This window comes from Novosphingobium sp. AAP93, assembly GCF_001296055.1.
Classification (GTDB): domain Bacteria; phylum Pseudomonadota; class Alphaproteobacteria; order Sphingomonadales; family Sphingomonadaceae; genus Novosphingobium.
Window position 1 is genome coordinate 16,166 of record NZ_LJHZ01000009.1, and the last position, 20,243, is coordinate 36,408.

Sequence of the window (20,243 nt, forward strand, 5' to 3'; positions counted from 1 at the left end):
TTTGACGAGATATCGTCAGATTTCATGGGCGGTATCGCGCCCGCTTACACAATACCTGCGCCCAGACCCACTGCTTTGCGTTCTTGCGCCTTGCGGCTGCGATATTGGCTGAGGCGGTAGGCTTCCAGCACATCGATTGCGCCGCCGGCCTCCAAGCGCGCCATCGCAAGGATGGGCGCGACATCGGTGTTGTAGGCGCGGCGCAGGGCCTGGAAGGCCATCATCGTGTCGTTGGCTTGCTGCGCGGCGTGCAGCGCGGCGCGGTCGACCAGCGCGGCCTTGGCGTAACACTGGGCGATGGTTTCAGCCGAAGACAGCATCGATTCAATCGGATCGGTGACGTTGTGCGACTGGTCGATCATGTAGCTGGGGTTGAAGCCGTCTCGCGGGTTGAGCTCAGCCTCGGCCAGTTCGTTGAAGACGAGGAACAACTGGTGCGGGTTGATGGACCCGGAATCGAGGTCGTCGTCGCCGTACTTGCTGTCGTTGAAGTGGAAGCCGCCGAGCTTCCCGAAGCGGTGGAGGCGGGCGACGATCTGTTCGATGTTCACGTTGGGCGCGTGATGCCCCAGATCGACGAGGCACTTGGCCTTGGGGCCGAGTTCCTGCGCGGCGAGGATCGAGGAGCCCCAGTCCGAGATGACAGTGGAGTAGAACGCGGGCTCGAACATCTTGTGTTCCAGAAGCATGCGCCAGTCATCGGGGAGCGCAGCGTAGATCTTCGCGGCGGCCTCGAGATAGCGGTCGAGGCTGCGGCCAAGATCCTGCTGGCCCGGGAAGTTCGTGCCATCGCCGACCCAGACGGTGAGATCGGTGGAGCCCAATTGCTGGCCGATTGCGATGCATTCAATGTTGTGTTCGACCGCCTGCTGACGCGTGGCGGCATCCTGCGCGGCGAGCGAGCCGTGGGCGTAAGTGTGGGGCTGGCCGGGCTGGTCCTGGAACGTGTTGGAATTGACCGCATCGAAGCCGAGGCCGAGGGCGGCGGCTTCCTCGCGCAGGGCCTTGTAATCGCTCACCTTGTCCCACGGAAAATGGGGCGAGACGCGCGGGGTGGTGCGACCGAGTTGCTGGATGACGGCGCAGTCTTCGAGCTTCTCGTGGATATTGGTGGGCTCGCCGGGGATCGGGAACTTGGCAAAGCGCGTGCCGCCTCGGCCTGCGCCCCATGAGGGGACGGCGACGGAGAAACCCGCGACCTTGGCCTTCACTGCATCGATATCGATCCCGGCCCGGGCGAGCTTGCGGCCGAGCGCGGCGTAGTCGTCCTCCAGCGCCTCGCGGTGGGCGTGATTGCGCTCCGCGATGAGGTCGGCGGAAATGGGAAGCGTCACTTGGCATCCTTTCGCGCGAGGAAGCCCTGCATCGAAAGCCATGCGGTGAACTCGTCCATGAGCAGCGTGGTGGTGGTGCCGGGGCGGCCAAGACCGAATCCGTGGTTGCCGGTCTGGTAGCCGTGGATCTCGACCGGACGCTTTGCCGCGAGCCAGGCCTGGGCAATCGGGAAGCCCTTGTTCGGGAAGAACTCGTCATCGAGCGCGATGGCGTCGAACAGCGGTGGCGCATCGGCGGGGATCGGACCGGGTTCGGCATCCTGCGGCCCGTAGATATAGCCGAGGAAGGCCGGGCGCGCGTCGCCCTTGCCGTCGAGGCCGACACGGCGGGTGGTCATCGCGCCGGCGGAGAAGCCCATCATGCCAACGCGTGCGGGATCGACACCATACTGCGCTGCATGAGCGCGGACCCATGCGACGGCGGCCTTGCCATCCGTGGGGGCCATCGACTTGCCGAGCAGTTCGCCGGTCATCGGATGGCCGACCTCCTTCATCAACTGCTGCTGCATGTATTTGCCCGCCTCGGCCTCGTCCGCCGGCGTAGGATTGAGGCGGTACTTGAGGACGAAGGCGGCGATGCCGCGAGCCGCGAGCGCGCGGGCCACGGCAGTGCCTTCCGGATCAAGAGCGAGGATCATGAACGCACCGCCGGGCGCGACCACGACCGCAGCGCCGGTGGCCTTGGCGGGATCGGGCAGGAACGGCGTGATCGTGGGCCGGGTGACATTGCGCACGGCGTAGTCGCGCTTCATCACGAGGACCCAGCTTTCGGTGGACGCGGAGCCGGGCGTCCTGTCGCCATAGAGCGGGATGGCGTTCGGCTCGGCAGGCGCGGCGGCGGGCTCCATCGGCGGCGGACCGCCTTGCGCGAATGCGGGCACGGCGATGGCGAGCGCGAGGGCGGCAAGCGCGGTTCTGGTGTTCATTCTCATTATCCTCTCCCTCGTCATGCTTACCGGGTGAACGCCTGGACGTTGCCCGCGTCAACATTGATCATGTTGCCGGTGGACTTGGCGGACAGGTCCGAGCCCAGCCAGTAGGCGGCTTCGGCGATGTCTTCGGGGAGGACGTCGCGCTTCAGCATCGAGCGGCCTCGGTAGTGGGCTTCGAGCTCCTCGCCGGCGTCGACCTTGTTCGAGGCGGCGCGTTCCTTGCGCCAGTCGCCGTCCCAGATCTTGCTGCCCTTGATCACGGCATCGGGATTGACGACGTTCACGCGGATGCCTTCGGGCGCGCCTTCGAGGGCGAGGCAGCGCGCGAGATGGTTGGCGGCGGCCTTCGCCGAGGCATAGGCGGAGGCCCCGGCGGCGGCGGCGACGGCGTTCTTCGAGCCGATGAAGACGACAGAGGTGCCGCCCTGCTCCTTCATGCGCTTGAGCAGGCCCCAGGCATGCTTGGCGGTCAGGAAATAGCCCTGCGCGAGGACATCGAAGTTGCGGTCCCACAGCTCGACGGTGGTCTGCTCGATGGGGGCAGAGCTGGCGATGCCGGCATTGGCGACGAGCACATCGAGCCCGCCGAACTCGCGCGCGGTGTAAGCAAAGGCGGCACGGACTTGCGCCTCGTCGGTGACGTCGCAGGCCACGGCGCGGACGACATCCTTGCCGAACTGCTTGGCGAAACCGGCACGGACGTCCTCGGCTGCCGCGGCATCGCGGTCGGCGAGGACGACACAGGCGCCTTCGCGCAGGAAGCGCGCGGCGGTGGCGGCGCCGATGCCACCCGCCCCGCCGGTGACGAGCGCGATGCGGCCGACCATAGGCCTGGGCGCGGGCATGCGCTGGAGCTTTGCTTCCTCGAGCAGCCAATATTCGATGTCGAAGGCTTCCTGTTCGTCGAGCGCGATGTACTCGCCGATGGCTTCGGCGCCGCGCATCACGTTGATCGCGTTGCCGTAGAATTCGCCGGCGAGGCGGGCGGTGGTCTTGTCGGTGGCGAAGGTGATGCGGCCCACACCGGGGACGAGGACGACGACCGGGTTGGGATCGCGCATGGCGGGGGAATTCGGCCGCTTGCAGCGCTCGTAATAGGCGGCGTAGAGCGCGCGGTAATCAGCGAGCTGCTGCGCGAGGTAGGCGTCGTCGGTAAGGCGCGCAGGGTCCAGCGTCAGCGGCGCGATCTTGGTGCGCAGGAAGTGATCGGGGCACGAGGTGCCGAGCGCGGCAAGGCGCTGGAAGTCCGCGCTGCCGGTGAATTCGAGGGCTTCGGCATCGTCGGAATAGTGGCCGACTTTCCGCCGCGCGCCGGTCATCAGGCCGCGCAGGCGGGGCATGAGATCGGCGGCGATGGCCGCGCGGTCCGGGTGGGGCGCGATGACCTGGCCGCCGAACGCGGGCTTTCCGGCCATCGCCGCATTGAGATGGCGCGCGGCGTCGGCGATGAGGCTGATCGTGTGTTCGTAGGCGGCCTTGGCGCTGTCTGCCCAGCAGATGATCCCGTGGCCGGCGAGCATGACGCCCTGAACCTGCGGGTTCGCGCGGACATAGTCGCGCAGCATCACGCCGAGCGTGTAGCCGGGGCGCTTCCAGGGGAGCCAGCCGACCCGGCCGCCCCAGATCTCGCGGGTCGCCGCCTCGCCGCCGGAGCTGGCCGCAAGCGCGATGATCGCATCGGGGTGGACGTGATCGACATGCGCGAAGGGCAGCAGCGAATGGAGCGGCGTATCGATGCTGGCGGCGCGCGCATTGAGATTGAAGGTGCAGTGGGGAAGGAAGCCGACCATCTTGTCGTCGTCGTCCGGCCCGGAATAGTGCGCTTCGAGCGTGAGCAGCTTGTCCTGATAGAGCGTTGAAAAGCCGTCGAGTTTCATCGAGCCGATATCGCCGCCCGAGCCCTTGACCCAGAGGACGGGGACGTCCGCGCCGGTCAGCGGATCGATGCCGGTAAGCTTGGCCGAGGTGTTGCCGCCACCGAAGTTGGTGACGGTAAGATCGCTGCCGAGCAGATTCGAGCGATAGAGCAGCAGTTCTTCCGGACGCAGCGTGGCGGCGTGCGCATCGTCCCAGCGGTTGGCGGGCACGGCGAAGGGAATCGCTGGAGCTACAGGCGTATGGGCGTTCATGGCATCCTTCCGGGGGCAGCGATGGGCTGCGATTGCGAGAGCCTGCTAACATTTCCACTGGAAACGATCAATATTGATTGATATTGATCGTTTTAGAAAAGGGAGACGGACGCTGAAGCACGGCGCGTTCATCATGATCGACATGGGCAAGACGCTGGCCAAGGTTTCGCTGTGGGACCGGGCCGGGCGGCGGCTCGATGTGCGCACGCGCCCCAATGTGGCGGCTGGCGGTGTGCTCGATGTTGCCGGGATTTCCGGGTGGCTGGTCGATGCGCTGGGGGCCTTTGGGGGGCATCCGGTGGAGGCGATCGTGCCAGTGGGGCATGGCGCCGGGGTGGCGGCGCTGAAGGACAGCGCATTGGCCTTTGCGCCGGTGGACTATGAGGCGACGATTCCGGATGACGTCATGGCGCGGTACCGCGCGGCGCGCGATCCGTTTGAGGTGACGGGCTCCCCTGCCCTGCCCCATGGACTGAACCTTGGCGCGCAGCTTTGGTGGCTGGAAGAACAAGGCGCGCTGGAGGGAACGACGCTGCTGCCATGGGCGCAATACTGGGCGTGGTACCTGAGCGGCGCGGCGGTGAGCGAGGTAAGCTCGCTGGGCTGTCATACCGATTTGTGGGCACCGGCGGCGGGCGGATTCTCACCCTTGGCGCAGCGGATGGATTGGGCGGAGCGGTTTGCACCGGTGGTCCATGCGGGAGCTGTTGTCGGCACACTGAGGCCGGAGATCGCGGCGGCGACGGGGCTTTCGCCGGAGGTGCGCGTGCTGGCCGGAGTGCATGATTCCAACGCGGCGCTCCATGCGGCGCGGGGATTTGCCGAAGTGGCGGACCGCGAGGCGACAGTGCTTTCGACGGGTACGTGGTTTGTCGCGATGCGGCGGGCGCAAGGCGATGCGCCGGTGCTGCCGGAAGGGCGCGACTGCCTGGTGAATGTGGATGTCGACGGGCGCGCGGTGCCTTCGGCGCGGTTCATGGGCGGGCGGGAGATCGAGCTGGCGGCGCATGGGGCGCGAGTGGATGATCCGGCGGAGCAGGCGGACATGCTGGCTGAAGTGCCGGGTCTGCTGGCGGCGGGGACGATGCTGCTGCCGACCTTGGCGCCGGGCTGCGGGCCGTTTCCGGACAGCGCGGCGCGATGGATCGGGGAGCCGGGCGATGGGCGCGCGGCGGCGTGCCTTTACGCGGCGCTGATGGCGGATGCGGCGCTGGAGCTGATCGGCGCGCGCGAGATCGTGCTGGTCGAGGGGCGGTTCGCGGCAGCCGAAGTGTTCGTGCGGGCACTGGCAGGGCTGCGGCCGGACTGCCGCGTCATGGTGGCGGACGGGCCGTGCGATGCGGCGTTCGGGGCGCTGCGTTTGATCAAATCCGGTCTGGCGCCGGCAGCGCGGCTCAGGCAAGTGGAGCCGCTGGCGGGCGATTGGGAGGCCTGTCGCGCGCGCTGGCGGATGGAGACCACCCAGTGACCGGTAACATGATCATTGCCAATATCGCCGACTTTCGCGAAGCCGCGCGGCGGCGGCTGCCGCACTTCCTGTTCGAATATATCGACGGCGGTTCCTATGCCGAGGCGACGCTGGGGCGCAATGTGAGCGATCTGGCGGCCCTCGCGCTGCGGCAGCGGATCCTTGTCGACGTGGCGGATATCGACCTTTCGGCGGAGCTGTTCGGCCAGAGGCTGGCCATGCCGGTGGCACTGGCACCGATTGGCCTCGCGGGGATGAACGCGCGGCGCGGCGAGGTGCAGGCCTTGCGCGCGGCTGAGGCGGCGGGGGTGCCGTTCACGCTCTCGACCGTCTCGGTCTGTCCTTTGGCTGAAGTCGCGGCAGCGGCAACCAAACCCTTCTGGTTCCAGCTCTACATGATCCGCGACCGGGGCTTCATGCGCGAATTGCTGGCGCAGGCGCGCGAGGCGCAGTGCCCGGCGCTGGTGTTCACGGTCGACATGGCCGTGCCGGGGAGCCGGTATCGCGATGTGCGTTCAGGGCTGGCGGGCGCGGCGGGTCCGCTGGGCGCGATGCGGCGCGTGGTGCAGGCAGCCATGCGCCCCGGCTGGGCTTGGGACGTGGGCCTTTGGGGCCGCCCCCACCACCTGGGCAATATCGCGCCTTTGCTGCAAGGGCGGACGGGGCTGGAGGATTTCTTCGCGTGGATGCGGGCGAATTTCGATTCCTCGATCCACTGGCGCGATCTCGACTTCATTCGCAGCGAGTGGACCGGGCCGCTGATCCTCAAGGGCATTCTCGATCCGGAGGATGCGAAGGCGGCGGCGGACGTCGGCGCGGACGGGATCGTGGTTTCGAACCATGGCGGGCGGCAGCTCGACGGCGTGCTGTCGACCGCGCGCGCCTTGCCGCCGATTGCCGATGCGGTGGGGGACAAGCTGACGGTGCTGGCGGACGGCGGAATACGCTCGGGTCTCGACGTGGTGCGGATGCTGGCGCTGGGCGCGAAGGGCGTGCTGCTGGGCCGGGCCTGGGCCTTTGCGCTGGCGGCGGGCGGCGAGGCGGGCGTCGCCAAGATGCTGCGCCTGATCGAGGCGGAAATGCGCGTGGCAATGGCGCTGACCGGCGTGACGCGGGTGGAACAGATCAGCCGGGATAATCTGGCATGACGGGTTGGAACGCTTCAATCCCGGTCTCGTCGGCCCGTGCTTGACACGGGCCTGGGCTTTTCTGGGCGGCCAAGGCTAGCCAAGCCCCGTGTCAAGCACGGGGCGACGAGGTTTCTGGTATCAGGGGGAGAGAATAGTTGACGGCACCTTCGCATCACTGGCGCGATACGATCCTTGCGGGGCTCGCCAACTACATCGATGCGGGTTCGATCGTGGCGGGGTCGGTGGCGCTGGCGCTGTGGCAGGAGCATTACCAGCTTTCGCCCGGGTTCCTTGGCCTGATCGGTGCGTTCGGGCCGAATGCCATCGGCGCGGGGATCGGCGCGCTGGTCGGCGGGATCCTGTGCGACCGGCTGGGGCGCAAGACGATCTACCAGTGGGACATGCTGCTCTATGCCGCGGGCATGGCGCTGCTGGTGTTTGCGGTGGCGCCGTGGATGATCATCGCGGGCTTCCTCATCGTCGGGCTGGCGGTGGGCGCGGATATTCCCGCTTCGTGGTCGCTGATTGCGGAGGGCGCGCCGGAGGGGCAGCGCGCGCGGCATTCGGGCTTGGCGCAAGTGCTGTGGTATCTCGGGCCGGTCGTGGTGCTGCTGATGAGCCTTGCGCTGACGGGCCTCGGTGAACTGGGCGCGCGGATCGTGTTCGGGCACCTGATGGTGATCGCGATTGCGCTCACGTTTCTGCGGTCGCGCATGGCGGAATCGGCGCGGTGGAAGGAAGCCAAGGCTTCAGGCGCCAAGCGGCCCCCGATTTCATCGCTGCTGCGGGGCAAGCACCTCGCCTCGATCCTCGGGCTCGTCGGCATGTACGGCTTCTGGAATCTGTGGGCGGGGACCAACGGGTTCTTCTTCCCCTATATCCTGCGCACGGTGGGCGCGGCGACGCAAGCGCAGGCGGTGGCGATTCAGGCCTTGAGCTTTGCCATCGGCATGGCCTCCATTGGCCTCGTCTTCATGCAATTCGCCGACCGGGTGAACCAGCGGACGCTGTTCGCGATTTCGGCGGTGGTGCAGGTCGTCGGCATGGGGCTGCTCGTGGTGTTTCCGCTGACGATCCCGGTGGCGCTCGCCTATGTGTTCCTGCTGCAGTTCGGCGGCGGGTTCGGCGCGCAGAGCTTCTTCCAGCTGTGGAGCGCGGAGATGTTTCCGACCATGCTGCGCTCGACCGCGCAGGGGATCTGCTTTGCCATCGTGCGGGTGAGCCTTGGCGTGTTCAGCGTGTTCGTGCCGCTGCTGACCGCGACGGGCTTTACCACGCTGGCGCTGATCCTGACCGGCTTTCTTATGATCTCCGGGGTGATCGGCTTCGTGTGGGCACCGCGCAACGAGGGCAAAAGCCTTGAACAACTCGAGGCCGAGCGGCATGACGGTTTTTGATTGCATGTAATCACGGAGGCATCGGTGCACGCGGCGGAACGCGAAAAGGTGATCGTCGAGGCGATGCAGGGCACCGGCTTCGTCACCTATCGCGAGCTGGAGGCAACGCTCGAGGCCTCGCCCGCGACGATCCGGCGCGATCTGGCGCGGCTGGAGGATGCCGGGGCCATCGTGCGGGTGCACGGCGGGGCGAAGCTGGCCGAAGGACCGCGCGCGCCGGTGCTGCAGTTGGCGGGCACGCCGTTCGACCAATCGATCAACCGCAACATGGCAGCCAAGCGCGCCATCGGCGCGGCGGCGGCCTTGCGCTGCGAGCCGGGCGAAGGCGTGATGATCGACGGCGGCACGACGACCTTGCAGATGTGCCCGCATCTGGCGGGCCTCGGCCTGCAGGTGCTGACCAACTCGCTCCACATCGTGAACGCGCTGCTGCCGCAGGCGGGCACGCGCATTCTGGTGCCATCGGGCACGGTATTCCGCGAGCAGAACATCATTCTGGCCGCGGCCGGCGAGGAATCGATGCCGCGTTTCCACGCGCCCAAACTGTTCATGGGCGCGGCCTCGGTGGGGCCGCAAGGCGTGATGCAGCAGGATGTGGTGCTGGTGGCGGCGGAACGGCGGCTGATCGACCGGGCGGAGCAGGTGATCCTGCTGGTGGATTCGGCGAAGTTCGCCTCCGGGTCCGGCACCATCGTCTGCGGGCTGGACGAGGTGGACGTGCTGGTGACCGACGCAGGGATCGCGCCGGAACATGCGGCGATGGTGAAGGCGGCCGGGGTGGAGCTGGTGGTGGCGGGGTAGACCCGTTTTCCCCCAACCGCTCACCCTGAGCTTGTCGAAGGGTCCTGGCGCGACGGTTGCGTGTGATGCTTCGACAAGCTCAGCATGAGCGGTTTTTTCGTCGTCTCATTTCCCTCTCACCGTTCGTGTCGAGCCCCTCGAAAAGCTCGGGATAAACTTCGGGTCAAAGACCCGAAGTCGAGACACAATGCGCCGCGCTTGGTGTCTCGACTTCGCTCGACACGAACGGAAGGTGGTGTGGCGGTTACTTAATCCGGCGTGAGCACCATCTTCAGCGCACCCGCCTCGCGCGCTTCGAACAACCGATAAGCCTCCGCGCCTTCGCTCAGCGGCATGCGGTGGCTCACGTAGCGTTCGGGCTTCAGGCGGCCCGAGCGGACCAGCGGGAACAGCGCAGGCAGTTCCTCCGGCACCGAGCAGGTGCCGGTGCGGAAGGTGAGGCCGGCGGCGAAGGCGCGTTCCAAGGGGAAGGCGAAGCGGCGGGATTGCTGGACGCCGATGACCGAGACAGTGCCGCGCGGGCGGACGAGGCGCAGGGCGAAATCGACCGTGGCGTCGCTGCCGACGACTTCGACCACGCAATCGAGCTTCTTCCCCTTGCCGTCAGCCTTGATGCGGTCGAGTGCTTCGTCCGGGTGGAGCGCGATGGCGCCGTTGGCTTCGGCGATGGCGCGGCGTTCGGGGATGGGATCGATGGCGTAGACCACGTGTGCGCCCATCACCATCGCGCTGTCTACCGCCATGAGGCCGATGGGGCCGAGGCCGATCACCGCGACCGACGCGCCGGGGACGACGTCGGCATTGCGCACGCCGTACCAGGCGGTGGCGAGCGCGTCGGTCATCATCAGCGCCTGTTCCTCGCTGACGCCTTCGGGGATGGCGACGGCGTTGGCATCGGCGGCGGGGACGCGCACGGCTTCGGCCTGCGAGCCCTGCAGCGCGGCGGAGAGGCCGTAGCATGCGCCCATGCCGAACTCGCAGGTGTTGACCACGCCCGCCAGGCACGAGCGGCAGCGGCCGCAGCCGACGGCGGCGGGGATCATCACCTTGTCGCCCACCTTGTGGCGCTGCACGCCCTTGCCGATCTCGACGATCTCGCCCACCGCCTCGTGGCCGACGCAGAAGCCCACATCCTTGGAGAAGCCGTGGCCGTGGTAGATGTGGAGATCGGAGCCGCAAATCGAGCAGGCGGTGACGCGGACGACGGCATCGCCATCGGACTGGGGCGCAGGATCGTCCATGCTTTCATAGCGCACGTCGCGCGCGCCGTAGTAGCGGAGAGCCTTCATGGGCGGGACCCTTTCGGTGAACTGCTCGTCTCCTGCCACTCCCATCCCCGCTCATGCTGAGCTTGTCGAAGCATGCCCGCACTGCGCGCGCAGGCAGCACCCTTCGACAGGCTCAGGGTGAGCGGCGTGGGGAGGGTGCCGGCGCAGGAAAGATATGACTTCACAGCGAGAGCCCTCCATCGACGATGAGCGTCTGCCCGGTGACGTAGCTGGCGAGCGGCGAGGCGAGGAACAGGACCGCGCCGGCCATGTCCTCGGGCGTGCCGAGACGGCCCTGCGGGATGCGGGCGATCGAACCGGCGAGGCGTTCGGGGTGGTCGGTGGTGACCTTGGTGAGCTTGGTGGCGACGAGGCCCGGGGCGATGCCGTTGACGCGGATACCTTCGCCCGCGAAGGCATTGCCGAGTGTGCGGGTGAGGCTGACGGCACCGGCCTTGGACGCGGCATAGGCCGGGTTGCCGATATTGGCGCCCCATGCGGCGACCGAGCTGACGGTGACAATGCTGCCCTTGGCTTCGGCCAGCATGGCGCGGAACTTCATCGCGCAGTGCATCAGGCTGTCGAGATTGACCGCCATGACCTTGTCCCACCCGGCGCGCTGGAACTCGCCGCGCTTGTAGACGACGGTGCCCTGGCAGAGGACAAGGACATCGAGGCTGGCGAAGGGCATGGGTGCAGCCTCGACGGCCCCGGGATCGCCGACGTCGACTGAGGTATAGCCGAGGCCGGTGAGGTCCGAGCCTTCGGCGGGGTCATAGTCTTCTGCCCGGGCACGGGTGCCCCAGACATGGACCTGCGCCCCACGTGTGCGGAAGGCATGGGCGATGCCGTTGCCGATGCCGCTCGATCCGCCGACGACGAGGACCTTCCGGCCGGTGAAATCGGTATCGCCGCTCATGCGCATTCTCTCCAGCGGGGCGGTTCGCCCTCTCGGCCCTCCTTTTCGGCAGGGATGGCGGACTGTGCAAGGGGATCGATGGGGTGTTCAGAAAAGTTCGATGAAAGCTGAACAAATGCCAACGTCGCATTCAGGCTCGTGCCACGGCGAATCAGGCACAACCGCACCATCGGCACCAGTGAAGGGACACGACGATGAAGACGATGACCAAGGTTCTGGCAGCGGCGCTCGCCCTCGGCAGCGCGGCGACGATCTCCGGCACGGCCAGCGCGCACGACTGGCGCGGCGGCTGGAACAACGGCTGGGACTACAACCAGCCCTATGGCGGCGGCTGGCGCGGGGATCGCGGCGATTTCGGCGGCGCCTGCTCGGGCCAGCGCGGCTATGGGCTGGAGCGGCAGCTGCGCTGGAAGACCAGCCGCGGGCTGATCGACTACCGCACCGCACGGCGCATCCAGCGCGATATCGACCGGCTGCAGTGGAGGGAACAGCACGAATGCGCCGAAGGCGACTGGCGCGCGGTCGGGCGGATCCAGCGCGACTATGACCGTATCGACCACTGGATCGACGAGGCGGCAGGGCAGCGCTGGGGCTGGTGAACCTCAGCCGCGGCCGCGGTAGGACGCGACCCCCTGATCGGGCACCCACAGTCCGGCGGGGGGCGCATCCGATTGCCAGAACACGTCGATGGGAATGCCGCCGCGCGGATACCAGTAGCCGCCGATGCGCAGCCAGCGGGGCTGCATTTCGGTGAACAGGCGCTGGCCGATGCCGACGGTGACGTCCTCATGGAAGCCGGCATGGTTGCGGAAGGCGCCGAGGAACAGCTTCAAGGACTTTGATTCGACGATGGTTTCACCCGGAGCGTAGTCGATGACGAGGTGCGCGAAATCGGGCTGGCCGGTGACCGGGCAGAGCGAGGTAAACTCGGGCGCGGCGAAGCGGACGAGGAACAGCGAGCCTTGCCGCGGATTGGGCACGTAATCGAGCACGGCCTCCTCGGGCGAGGCGGGCAGGCTGCTGGTCTGGCCCAGATGCAGCGGGGTGGCGCCGATATCGGTCATGCAAAGTCCTTTCTTGCGCGCGCCTTTGCACCCGCGGACGCGGCGGGGCAAGCGGGCGTGAGGGGCAGGAGCACTCCCTTCCTCCTTGCCGCAGCGCAGCAAGAGGGTTAATCATTGGCCCCAAGGCCCCGCAAAGACGGGCCGCATGCAGGACGGAGCAAGCCCCATGGATTCCCTGGTCTCGACCCAGTGGCTCGCGAGCGAGCTGGGCGCGAGTGATCTGCGCATTGTCGATGCGAGCGCATTCCTGCCCGAGCACAGCCGCGATCCGGTGCTGGAATACGAGGCGTGCCACATCCCCGGCGCGGTGTTCATGAACCTTGCGGAGCTGACCGACCCGGAGCGTCCGGGGCTCAACATGCTCCCCAGCGCCGAACGCTTTGCCAGCAGGATGCAGAGCCTCGGCCTCGGCGATGGCAGCCGCATCGTGCTTTACGACGACAGCCCGGTGAAGACCGCAACGCGCGCCTGGTTCATGCTGACGATGTTCGGCGCGACCAATGTGGCGCTGCTTGATGGCGGGATCGCCAAGTGGAAGGCGGAAGGCCGCCCCTGCGCACAAGGGCGCGAGACGCTGCGGCACCGCCACTTCACCGTGTGGAGCGACGACCGCAACGTGCGCAGCAAGGCCGATGTGCTGGCGAACCTCGATAGCCACGCGGCGCAGGTGGTCGATGCGCGCGGGGCCGGGCGCTTCACTGGCGAGGTGGCGGAAGTGAAGCCGGGGCTTGCCAGCGGGCACATCCCGGGCGCACGCAATTTGCACTACGCCACGATGTTCAAGCCCGATGGCACGTGGAAATCGCCGGACGAGATTCGCGCGGTGTTCGATGCGGCGGGCGTGGACCTGAGCCGGCCGCTGATCACCAGCTGCGGCTCGGGCGTGACGGCCAACGTGCTGATCTTCGCAGCGCATCTGATCGGCAAGCACGACGTGGCGCTTTACGACGGCAGCTGGAGCGAATGGGGGGCGGATCCTGAAACGCCGAAGGAAACGGGGGCGGCGCGGTAGGTTCAGTGGCCCGCTTTTGGCCCGTCGAATTGTGGAGATGGCTGAATGGGCACAGTGTCCATGGCCCGCTTTTCGGCAAAGAATACAGAGTGATCAAATCACTCTACAGCTTCGACGGCAAGCGCCGTGCAGACGTGTGCAAGTTCGCTTGGGACAAGACCTATCTGCTGGAAAGCGATTGGGACGAGCAATCGACCTGGGTGCCGCGCCATGATGGCAAGATGGTCGGGCCATTCGACAATCCGTCTGCAGCCGAGCAATTCATCGTGGCGACCGACTGGTTCAACGGGCTTGACTGACGGGATTTGCCCCCAACCCCGCTCATGCTGAGCTTGTCGAAGCATATAGCGCAACCGCAGCACCAGCACCCTTCGACAAGCTCAGGGTGAGCGGGGTTTGGGCCATTGGCGAAAAGGGGATGGATTCCCTTCCCCGCAAAATCCGCCTAAGACCCTCCCATGGCGGAACATGACAGCGAAGGCCTTGGCATCGGCACGCGGCTCGTAGGCGCAGGGCGGCGGGCGGAGTGGACGGGTAGCGCGGATCATCCGGGCGCGGTGGTCAATCCGCCGGTCTACCGGGCGAGCACGCATCTCTATCCCGATATGGCGGCGCTGCGGGCGCATCCGGCCAACGAGGACGGCAAGTTCTATTATGGCAGGCGGGGCGCGCCGACGCAGTGGGCACTGGCCGAGGCCCTGACCGCGCTGGAGCCGGGGGCGGAAGGCACGGTGCTCTATCCTTCCGGCGTGGCAGCGATCATGGGCGCGCTGCTCACGGTGCTGCGGCCGGGCGATGTGCTGCTGATGATCGACAACGCCTATGAGCCGAGCCGCGCGATGGGGCGCGGGCTGCTGGGGGACTTCGGCGTGGAGACGCGCTGGTTCGATCCGGCGGACCCGGCAGCATTCGAGGCGGCGATCTGCGCGCGGACCAAGGCGGTGCTGCTGGAAGTGCCGGGCAGCCTCACCATCGAGGTCTGCGACGTACCCGCGCTCTCGGCCATCGCGAAGGCGCATGGGCTGACGGTGGTGCTCGACAATACCTGGGCCTCGCCGCTCGGCTTTCCGGCGCTGGAACGCGGGGCGGACATTGCGATCATGAGCCTGACCAAGCATGTCGGTGGGCATTCGGATGTGATGATGGGCAGCGCCAGCGCGGGGCCGGCGTGGTACCGCAAGCTGCGGCTGCGCGCGCAGGGGCTGGGCAATGTCGTCTCGCCTGATGACGCCGCCCTGATGCTGCGCGGGCTGCGCACAATGGGCCTCAGGCTGGCGCAGGAAACCGGCTCGGCGCTGGCGATTGCCGAATGGCTGGCAGCCCAGCCGGAAGTCGCCAAAGTGCTCTGCCCGATGCTGCCGGATTCACCGGGGCATGACATCTGGGCGCGGGACTTTACCGGCGGGTGCGGGCTGTTCAGCTTCGTGCTGAAGGGCGGCACCTGTGCGGCGCGCGACGCGCTGATCGATGCGCTGGCGCTGTTCGGCATCGGCTATTCGTGGGGCGGGTTCGAGAGCCTCGCGACGCCGGTCGACCCCGCACCGATCCGCACCGCAAGCCCCTGGCCGCTGCCGGGGCTGGAGGCGGGAGACCGCTTCGGCGTGCGGCTTTCCATCGGCCTTGAGGACACGGCGGACCTGACCGCCGATCTTGCGCGCGGGCTTGCCGTGTGGCGGGCGGCGCTATGAGCGAGTGGACCAAGCTGCAGCGCAGCATTGCACAGGTCGCGCGGTCGCTCGACGACGTCGGTTTCGATATCGGCCGCACCCATATATCGCTGTTCAACGCGGTGTGGATGGTCGTGGTCGTCGTGCTCGTCATCGTGTTCGGGCGGATCGCGGGGCGTGTCGGTCGGCGCGCCGTGCGTTCGATGAAGGGCCTCGATCCGACGCAGCGCGCGCTCGGCGAGAAGCTGATGACCGTGACGGTGTGGACCGTCGCGGTGCTGGTCGGCATCGATGCGGTGGGGATCAACCTCACCACGCTGACCGTGTTTTCCGGCGCGTTCGGCCTCGCGGTCGGCTTTGGCCTGCAGAAGACCTTCGGCAACCTGATCGCGGGCGTGATCCTCCTCATGGACCGCTCGATCAAGCCGGGCGACGTGATCGCGGTGAACGATACCAAGGGCAGCACCTTCGGCGTCGTCAGCGCCATCGGCGTGCGCGCGATCACCGTGGCGACGCGTGATGACCGCGAGATCCTGATTCCCAACGAAATCCTGATGACCACGCAAGTCGAGAACTGGTCGCACAGCTCAAAGCAGGTGGGGATCACGATTCCCGTGAACGTCGCTTACGGCAGCGATCTCGACCTTGCCGAAAAGCTGCTGCTGGAAGCCGCGCTGACGGTGCCGCGCGTGCTGCGCGATCCGGCTCCCTCGATCCTGTTCAGCGCCTTCGGGGCAAGCGCGATCGAGTTGCTGATCTATATCTCGATCGACGATCCCGAGAACGGCGTGGGCAACGTGCGGTCCGACGTGCTGAAGGCGGCATGGCATGCGCTGAAGGACAGCGGCGTGAGCATTCCGCTGCCGCAATCGGATGTGACACTGCGGGATTCGGATGGGCTGCGGGTGTTGGCGGAGGCGCTCGGTAGGCGCGCGAGCTAACGCTTTGCCGCTGGCCCACCCCCGCCCCCTCCCGCAAGCGGGAGGGGAGTAACAAGCGCTACCAGACTCCCCTCCCGCTTGCGGGAGGGGGCGGGGGTGGGCAGGCCCGCTAAAGCTCATCTAGCCGCCCCCCTAGCTTTCCTCGCTGGCGATTGCAGGGTACAAGGACCATCTGCCGTCCATGAGCAATTCGCCTTCCAGACTTGGCACCGTCTACCTTGTAGGCGCTGGCCCCGGTGATCCGGACCTGCTGACGCTGCGCGCGGCGCGGCTGCTCGCGGGCGCGGAGCTGGTCGTGCATGACGGGCTGGTCGATCCGGCGATCATGGCGATGATCCCCGCAGGCGCGCGGCTGGTGTCGGTCGCGAAGAGCCGGGCGCGCCACACCTTGCAGCAGCATGAGATCAACGCGCTGCTGGTGCGCGAGGCGCTGGCCGGGCACGACGTGATCCGGCTCAAGGGCGGCGATCCGTTCGTGTTCGGGCGCGGGGGCGAGGAGGCGGAGGCCTGCTATGCGGCGGGCGTGCCGGTCGAGGTCGTACCCGGCGTGAGCGCGGCGATGGGCGCGGCGGCGGCGGCGCAGATTCCGCTGACGCACCGCGAGAACGCCTCGATCGTCAGCTTTGTGGCGGGGCAGTGCAAGGGCCTGACCGACCAGAACTGGGCGGGCCTTGCGGGCGTAGGCCGCACGCTGGTGATCTACATGGGCGTCGCGACGAGCGATGCGATTGCCGAGAAGCTGATGGCCGACGGCCTTGCGCCCGATATGCCGGTGGCCGTGATCGAGAACGCGGCGCGGCCCACGATGCGCGTGCTGCGCGGGGCGCTGGCGGGGCTTGGCGCGCTGGTGGCCGAGCACAAGGTGAAGAGCCCTGCCCTCATCGTGATCGGCGAAGTGACCGCGCGCGAGCGGCATATCGAATTGCAGAAGTTGGCGGAGTGCGCTGCGTGAAGATCTTGACGGGGAATGACTTGGGCAGCGGCCACGTTGTCTGGTGGGACGGCCAGGGCTGGTCGCGCCATGTCCATGATGCGGTCGATGTCGGTGATGCGGCGGATACGATCCTTGCCGCCGAGGAAGCCGCGCGCCGCGTCAATGCAAGCTATGCCATCAGTGCGACCAAGGGCGCGGACGGCACGGTGCGCCCGGACCACATCAAGGACCGCATGCGCGCGCTGGGCCCCACCGTCCGCCCCGATCTCGCGCTGCAACCTTCCGATCCGCACAGCGGCAACTGGGTGATCTGACATGTACCAGTACGACCAATACGACCAGGCCATGGTCGATGCGCGCGTGGAGGAATTCCGCGGCCAGGTGGCGCGCCGCATGGCGGGCGAAATCACCGAGGACCAGTTCAAGCCGCTGCGGCTGAAGAACGGGCTCTATCTGCAGCTGCACGCCTACATGCTGCGCGTCGCCATTCCCTATGGCACGCTCAATGGCCGCCAGATGCGGATGCTGGGCGATATCGCCGACAAGTATGACCGCGGCTATGGCCACTTCACCACGCGCCAGAACATCCAGTACAACTGGATCAAGCTGGAGGATGCCCCGCAGATCCTTGCCGATCTCGCGACGGTGGAGATGCATGCCATCCAGACCAGCGGCAACTGCATCCGCAACATCAGCTCGGATCACTTCGCGGGCGCTGCGGCGGACGAGCTGGTCGATCCGCGCCCTTATGCCGAGCTGCTGCGCCAGTGGTCGAGCTTCCATCCGGAGTTCGATTACCTGCCGCGCAAGTTCAAGATCGCGGTGATCGCGTCTGACACGGACCGCGCGGCGATGCGCCTGCACGATATCGGCATCCAGATCGTGAAGAACGAGGCCGGCGAGATCGGCGCGCGCTTCTATGTCGGCGGCGGCATGGGCCGCACCCCGATGATCGCGCCGGTGATCCGCGAGTTCGTGCCCGCGCTGCAGATGGTGAGCTACGCCGAGGCCGCCTTGCGCGTCTACAACCGCTACGGCCGCCGCGACAACAAGTACAAGGCGCGGATCAAGATCCTCGTCCACGAGATCGGCGCGGACGAATACCGCCGGCAGGTGGAGGAAGAGTTCGCGCATATCCTCACCCTGGGACTGGAGCCACCGCAGGCCGAGTTCGAGCGGATTGCCGCGTTCTTTGCCGATCCCGGCCTCGAAAGCGGGCTGGCCGATGGCTATGACCGCAGCGATCCGGACTTCGCGGTCTGGGCCGACCAGAACACCACGCCGCACAAGCAGGCGGGCTACAAGGCGGTCGTCATCAGCCTGAAGCCTGCAGGCGGCATTCCGGGCGACGCCACGGCGGACCAGATCCGGCTGATGGCCGAGCTTGCGGAAGTCTACAGCCTTGACGAACTGCGCGTGACCCACACCCAGAACATCGTGCTGCCGCATGTGAAGCAGAGCGACCTCTACGCGCTGTGGCAAAAGCTCGATGCGGCGGGTCTCGCGACCGCGAACCTTGACCTCATCGGCGATATCATCGCCTGCCCGGGGCTCGATTATTGCAGCCTCGCCAATGCGCGCTCGATCCCGCTGGCGCAGAAGATCTCGGCCCGGTTCGCCGAGCCGGAACGCCAGCGCGCGCTGGGCGAACTGAAGCTCAAGATTTCGGGCTGCATCAATGCCTGCGGGCATCACCACGCCGGCAACATCGGCATTCTGGGCGTCGACCGGAAGGGCACCGAGAACTACCAGCTGCTGCTCGGCGGTTCGGAAGCGGCGGATACCTCGCTCGCCCAGATCGTCGGCCCCGGCTTCAGCGAGGACGGCATCGTCGATGCGATCGAGACCGTCACGAACGTCTATCTCGCCCAGCGCGCGGACGGGGAACGCTTCCTCGATACCTACCGCCGCCTCGGCATGGCTCCGTTCAAGGAGGCGATCTATGGTTGAGCACTGCCTGCGTTACCGCGATGACGAGCCCGTGGGGGATCCGGCGGTGACGGTCGACGCCTTTGCCGTGCAGGGCAACGCGACTGCCGTCCGCATCGAACCCGGCGACGACGCGCGTGCGCTGCTGCCCGCGCTCGACCGCATCGCGCTGATCGAGATCAACTTCCCGAGCTACGGCGACGGGCGCGGCTATTCCGCCGCGCGCATCCTGCGCGAGCATGGCTATGCCGGCGAACTGCGCGCGGTGGGCGATGTGCTGATCGACCAATTGAGCCACATGCGCCGCTGCGGGTTCGATGCCTTCGCGCCCGACAAGCCGATCCCGCAGACCGCCGCCGACAAGGCGCTGGCGACCTGGCCCGAGGTCTATCAGAAGACGGTGGACGGCCGCGCGCCCATCTGGGCGCTTCGTCATGGCCGATAACACCACACGGGCCGCCGACCGGATCGACACCGGACCGCGCTTCACCGAAAGTGACGCGATCCGGCTCAACAACCTGTTCCGCGGCACCGACACGCCCGAAATGCTGCGCAGCGTCCTCAAGGACAAGCTGATCGGCGAAGTCGCGGTCGTCTCCAGCTTCGGCGCGGAAAGCGCGGTGCTGCTGCACCTGATTGCCGAGGTCGACAAGACGATCCCGGTGATCTTCCTCGAAACGCACAAGCATTTCCCGGAGACCATCGCCTATCGCGATCAGCTGGTGGCGCATCTGGGCCTCACGAACCTGCTGATCGTCGAACCGGACATGGAGCTTGTCGCGAAGAAGGACGAGAACGGCCTGCGCTGGTCATGGGATCCGGACGGCTGCTGCGAGATCCGCAAGGTGCAGCCGCTGGCGCGCGCGCTGCTGGCGTTCGATGCCTCGATCAGCGGGCGCAAGGGCTTCCAGTCGGCCACCCGCAGCGGCCTCCCGCGCTTCGAGATCGACCGCACCGATGCCGAAGGGCGCCTGAAGTTCAATCCGCTCGCCTCGTGGAGTTCGGAGGACCTCGAAGCCTACATGGTCCGCCACGATCTGCCGCGCCATCCGCTGGTGGCGCAGGGCTACCCCTCGATCGGCTGCGCCCCCTGCACCAGCAAGGTCGCGCCGGGCGAGGACCCGCGCTCGGGCCGCTGGAAGGGCTGGGACAAGGTCGAATGCGGCATCCATGTGCCGGGTTCTCCGGACAGTGCGAGCGACGGCGAACTGCCGCCGGGGTTCGATCCCGCTTTTTAAATCAGGACGTGCCCGCCCCCCGTTCGTGTCGAGCGAAGTCGAGACACCGAGCGCGGCGCTTGGTGTCTCGACTTCGCTCG

At 67.2% G+C, this 20,243-nt stretch carries 20 protein-coding genes; 14 read left to right on the forward strand and 6 right to left on the reverse strand.

Annotation, left to right across the window (positions count from 1 at the left end; genetic code table 11):
- Positions 1 to 44: 44 nt before the first annotated feature.
- Genes rhaI through IP83_RS01880 form a run of 3 tightly spaced genes read right to left on the reverse strand, consistent with a single transcriptional unit; the run spans position 45 to position 4,395 of the window.
- Positions 45 to 1,334 (reverse strand): L-rhamnose catabolism isomerase, encoded by a 1,290-nt coding sequence (gene rhaI / locus IP83_RS01870; RefSeq protein ID WP_054120511.1) that lies wholly within the window; start codon positions 1,332 to 1,334, stop codon positions 45 to 47.
- Positions 1,331 to 2,260 (reverse strand): alpha/beta hydrolase, encoded by a 930-nt coding sequence (locus IP83_RS01875; protein WP_054120512.1) that lies wholly within the window; start codon positions 2,258 to 2,260, stop codon positions 1,331 to 1,333. The genes rhaI and IP83_RS01875 overlap by 4 nt, the downstream gene beginning before the upstream one ends.
- 26 nt (positions 2,261 to 2,286) lie before the next feature.
- On the reverse strand, positions 2,287 to 4,395 hold the full coding sequence (locus IP83_RS01880; RefSeq protein WP_054120513.1) for a bifunctional rhamnulose-1-phosphate aldolase/short-chain dehydrogenase: 2,109 nt from the start codon (positions 4,393 to 4,395) through the stop codon (positions 2,287 to 2,289).
- Between the two features lie 133 nt (positions 4,396 to 4,528).
- Here IP83_RS01880 and IP83_RS01885 point away from each other — a divergent pair, with 133 nt between their 5' ends.
- From IP83_RS01885 to IP83_RS01900, 4 genes are all read left to right on the forward strand, one after another.
- Complete coding sequence (locus IP83_RS01885) at positions 4,529 to 5,863, forward strand: FGGY-family carbohydrate kinase (RefSeq protein WP_054120514.1); 1,335 nt, start codon at positions 4,529 to 4,531, stop codon at positions 5,861 to 5,863.
- A gap of 8 nt (positions 5,864 to 5,871) precedes the next feature.
- Entirely contained in the window at positions 5,872 to 7,011 is a 1,140-nt protein-coding gene (gene lldD, locus IP83_RS01890) for an FMN-dependent L-lactate dehydrogenase LldD (RefSeq protein WP_054120515.1), read from the forward strand.
- A gap of 137 nt (positions 7,012 to 7,148) precedes the next feature.
- Positions 7,149 to 8,390 (forward strand): MFS transporter, encoded by a 1,242-nt coding sequence (locus tag IP83_RS01895; protein WP_054120516.1) that lies wholly within the window; start codon positions 7,149 to 7,151, stop codon positions 8,388 to 8,390.
- 24 nt (positions 8,391 to 8,414) lie between these two features.
- Complete coding sequence (locus tag IP83_RS01900) at positions 8,415 to 9,191, forward strand: DeoR/GlpR family DNA-binding transcription regulator (protein WP_054120531.1); 777 nt, start codon at positions 8,415 to 8,417, stop codon at positions 9,189 to 9,191.
- Between the two features lie 248 nt (positions 9,192 to 9,439).
- On the opposite strand, the gene IP83_RS01905 is transcribed toward IP83_RS01900, so the two are convergent.
- Positions 9,440 to 10,480 carry an alcohol dehydrogenase family protein gene (locus IP83_RS01905; RefSeq protein ID WP_054120532.1) on the reverse strand — a complete coding sequence of 347 codons (1,041 nt, stop codon included), beginning with the start codon at positions 10,478 to 10,480 and terminating at the stop codon, positions 9,440 to 9,442.
- A gap of 160 nt (positions 10,481 to 10,640) precedes the next feature.
- The gene (locus IP83_RS01910) at positions 10,641 to 11,378 is read right to left on the reverse strand and encodes an SDR family NAD(P)-dependent oxidoreductase (protein ID WP_054120517.1); all 738 of its coding nucleotides are present in this window, start codon (positions 11,376 to 11,378) and stop codon (positions 10,641 to 10,643) included.
- 194 nt (positions 11,379 to 11,572) lie between these two features.
- Here IP83_RS01910 and IP83_RS01915 point away from each other — a divergent pair, with 194 nt between their 5' ends.
- Positions 11,573 to 11,977, forward strand: coding sequence for a hypothetical protein (locus tag IP83_RS01915; RefSeq protein WP_054120518.1), 405 nt, complete (start codon positions 11,573 to 11,575; stop codon positions 11,975 to 11,977).
- A gap of 3 nt (positions 11,978 to 11,980) precedes the next feature.
- On the opposite strand, the gene queF is transcribed toward IP83_RS01915, so the two are convergent.
- On the reverse strand, positions 11,981 to 12,442 hold the full coding sequence (gene queF / locus IP83_RS01920) for a preQ(1) synthase (RefSeq protein WP_054120519.1): 462 nt from the start codon (positions 12,440 to 12,442) through the stop codon (positions 11,981 to 11,983).
- Between the two features lie 166 nt (positions 12,443 to 12,608).
- Between queF and sseA the strand changes: the two genes are divergently transcribed.
- The 9 genes from sseA (at position 12,609) to IP83_RS01965 (ending at position 20,163) form a co-directional block, all read left to right on the forward strand.
- Entirely contained in the window at positions 12,609 to 13,454 is an 846-nt protein-coding gene (sseA, locus tag IP83_RS01925) for a 3-mercaptopyruvate sulfurtransferase (RefSeq protein WP_054120520.1), read from the forward strand.
- A gap of 89 nt (positions 13,455 to 13,543) precedes the next feature.
- A complete protein-coding gene (locus IP83_RS01930) occupies positions 13,544 to 13,753 on the forward strand; it encodes a hypothetical protein (protein ID WP_054120521.1) in 210 nt (69 codons plus the stop codon).
- Positions 13,754 to 13,912: 159 nt separating this feature from the next.
- Positions 13,913 to 15,142, forward strand: coding sequence for a cystathionine beta-lyase (gene metC / locus IP83_RS01935; protein ID WP_054120522.1), 1,230 nt, complete (start codon positions 13,913 to 13,915; stop codon positions 15,140 to 15,142).
- Entirely contained in the window at positions 15,139 to 16,062 is a 924-nt protein-coding gene (locus IP83_RS01940) for a mechanosensitive ion channel family protein (RefSeq protein ID WP_054120523.1), read from the forward strand. Before metC ends, IP83_RS01940 begins: the two co-directional genes overlap by 4 nt.
- A 181-nt stretch (positions 16,063 to 16,243) precedes the next feature.
- Positions 16,244 to 17,014 (forward strand): uroporphyrinogen-III C-methyltransferase, encoded by a 771-nt coding sequence (cobA, locus tag IP83_RS01945; protein WP_054120524.1) that lies wholly within the window; start codon positions 16,244 to 16,246, stop codon positions 17,012 to 17,014.
- A complete protein-coding gene (locus tag IP83_RS01950; protein WP_054120533.1) occupies positions 17,011 to 17,310 on the forward strand; it encodes a DUF2849 domain-containing protein in 300 nt (99 codons plus the stop codon). Before cobA ends, IP83_RS01950 begins: the two co-directional genes overlap by 4 nt.
- A 1-nt stretch (position 17,311) precedes the next feature.
- On the forward strand, positions 17,312 to 18,946 hold the full coding sequence (locus IP83_RS01955) for a nitrite/sulfite reductase (protein WP_054120525.1): 1,635 nt from the start codon (positions 17,312 to 17,314) through the stop codon (positions 18,944 to 18,946).
- Positions 18,939 to 19,370, forward strand: coding sequence for a DUF934 domain-containing protein (locus tag IP83_RS01960; RefSeq protein WP_054120526.1), 432 nt, complete (start codon positions 18,939 to 18,941; stop codon positions 19,368 to 19,370). Before IP83_RS01955 ends, IP83_RS01960 begins: the two co-directional genes overlap by 8 nt.
- On the forward strand, positions 19,360 to 20,163 hold the full coding sequence (locus IP83_RS01965; RefSeq protein ID WP_054120527.1) for a phosphoadenylyl-sulfate reductase: 804 nt from the start codon (positions 19,360 to 19,362) through the stop codon (positions 20,161 to 20,163). Before IP83_RS01960 ends, IP83_RS01965 begins: the two co-directional genes overlap by 11 nt.
- The last annotated feature ends 80 nt before the right edge of the window (positions 20,164 to 20,243 follow it).

Coding starts and splice junctions, on each gene's coding strand:
- IP83_RS01875 (WP_054120512.1), bottom strand. CDS start 2,260: ATGAACACCAGAACCGCGCTTGCCGCCCTCGCGCTCGCCATCGCCGTG.
- IP83_RS01880 (WP_054120513.1), bottom strand. CDS start 4,395: ATGAACGCCCATACGCCTGTAGCTCCAGCGATTCCCTTCGCCGTGCCC.
- IP83_RS01885 (WP_054120514.1), top strand. CDS start 4,529: ATGATCGACATGGGCAAGACGCTGGCCAAGGTTTCGCTGTGGGACCGG.
- lldD (WP_054120515.1), top strand. CDS start 5,872: ATGATCATTGCCAATATCGCCGACTTTCGCGAAGCCGCGCGGCGGCGG.
- IP83_RS01905 (WP_054120532.1), bottom strand. CDS start 10,480: ATGAAGGCTCTCCGCTACTACGGCGCGCGCGACGTGCGCTATGAAAGC.
- IP83_RS01910 (WP_054120517.1), bottom strand. CDS start 11,378: ATGAGCGGCGATACCGATTTCACCGGCCGGAAGGTCCTCGTCGTCGGC.
- IP83_RS01915 (WP_054120518.1), top strand. CDS start 11,573: ATGAAGACGATGACCAAGGTTCTGGCAGCGGCGCTCGCCCTCGGCAGC.
- queF (WP_054120519.1), bottom strand. CDS start 12,442: ATGACCGATATCGGCGCCACCCCGCTGCATCTGGGCCAGACCAGCAGC.
- sseA (WP_054120520.1), top strand. CDS start 12,609: ATGGATTCCCTGGTCTCGACCCAGTGGCTCGCGAGCGAGCTGGGCGCG.
- metC (WP_054120522.1), top strand. CDS start 13,913: ATGGCGGAACATGACAGCGAAGGCCTTGGCATCGGCACGCGGCTCGTA.
- IP83_RS01940 (WP_054120523.1), top strand. CDS start 15,139: ATGAGCGAGTGGACCAAGCTGCAGCGCAGCATTGCACAGGTCGCGCGG.
- cobA (WP_054120524.1), top strand. CDS start 16,244: ATGAGCAATTCGCCTTCCAGACTTGGCACCGTCTACCTTGTAGGCGCT.
- IP83_RS01955 (WP_054120525.1), top strand. CDS start 17,312: ATGTACCAGTACGACCAATACGACCAGGCCATGGTCGATGCGCGCGTG.
- IP83_RS01960 (WP_054120526.1), top strand. CDS start 18,939: ATGGTTGAGCACTGCCTGCGTTACCGCGATGACGAGCCCGTGGGGGAT.
- IP83_RS01965 (WP_054120527.1), top strand. CDS start 19,360: ATGGCCGATAACACCACACGGGCCGCCGACCGGATCGACACCGGACCG.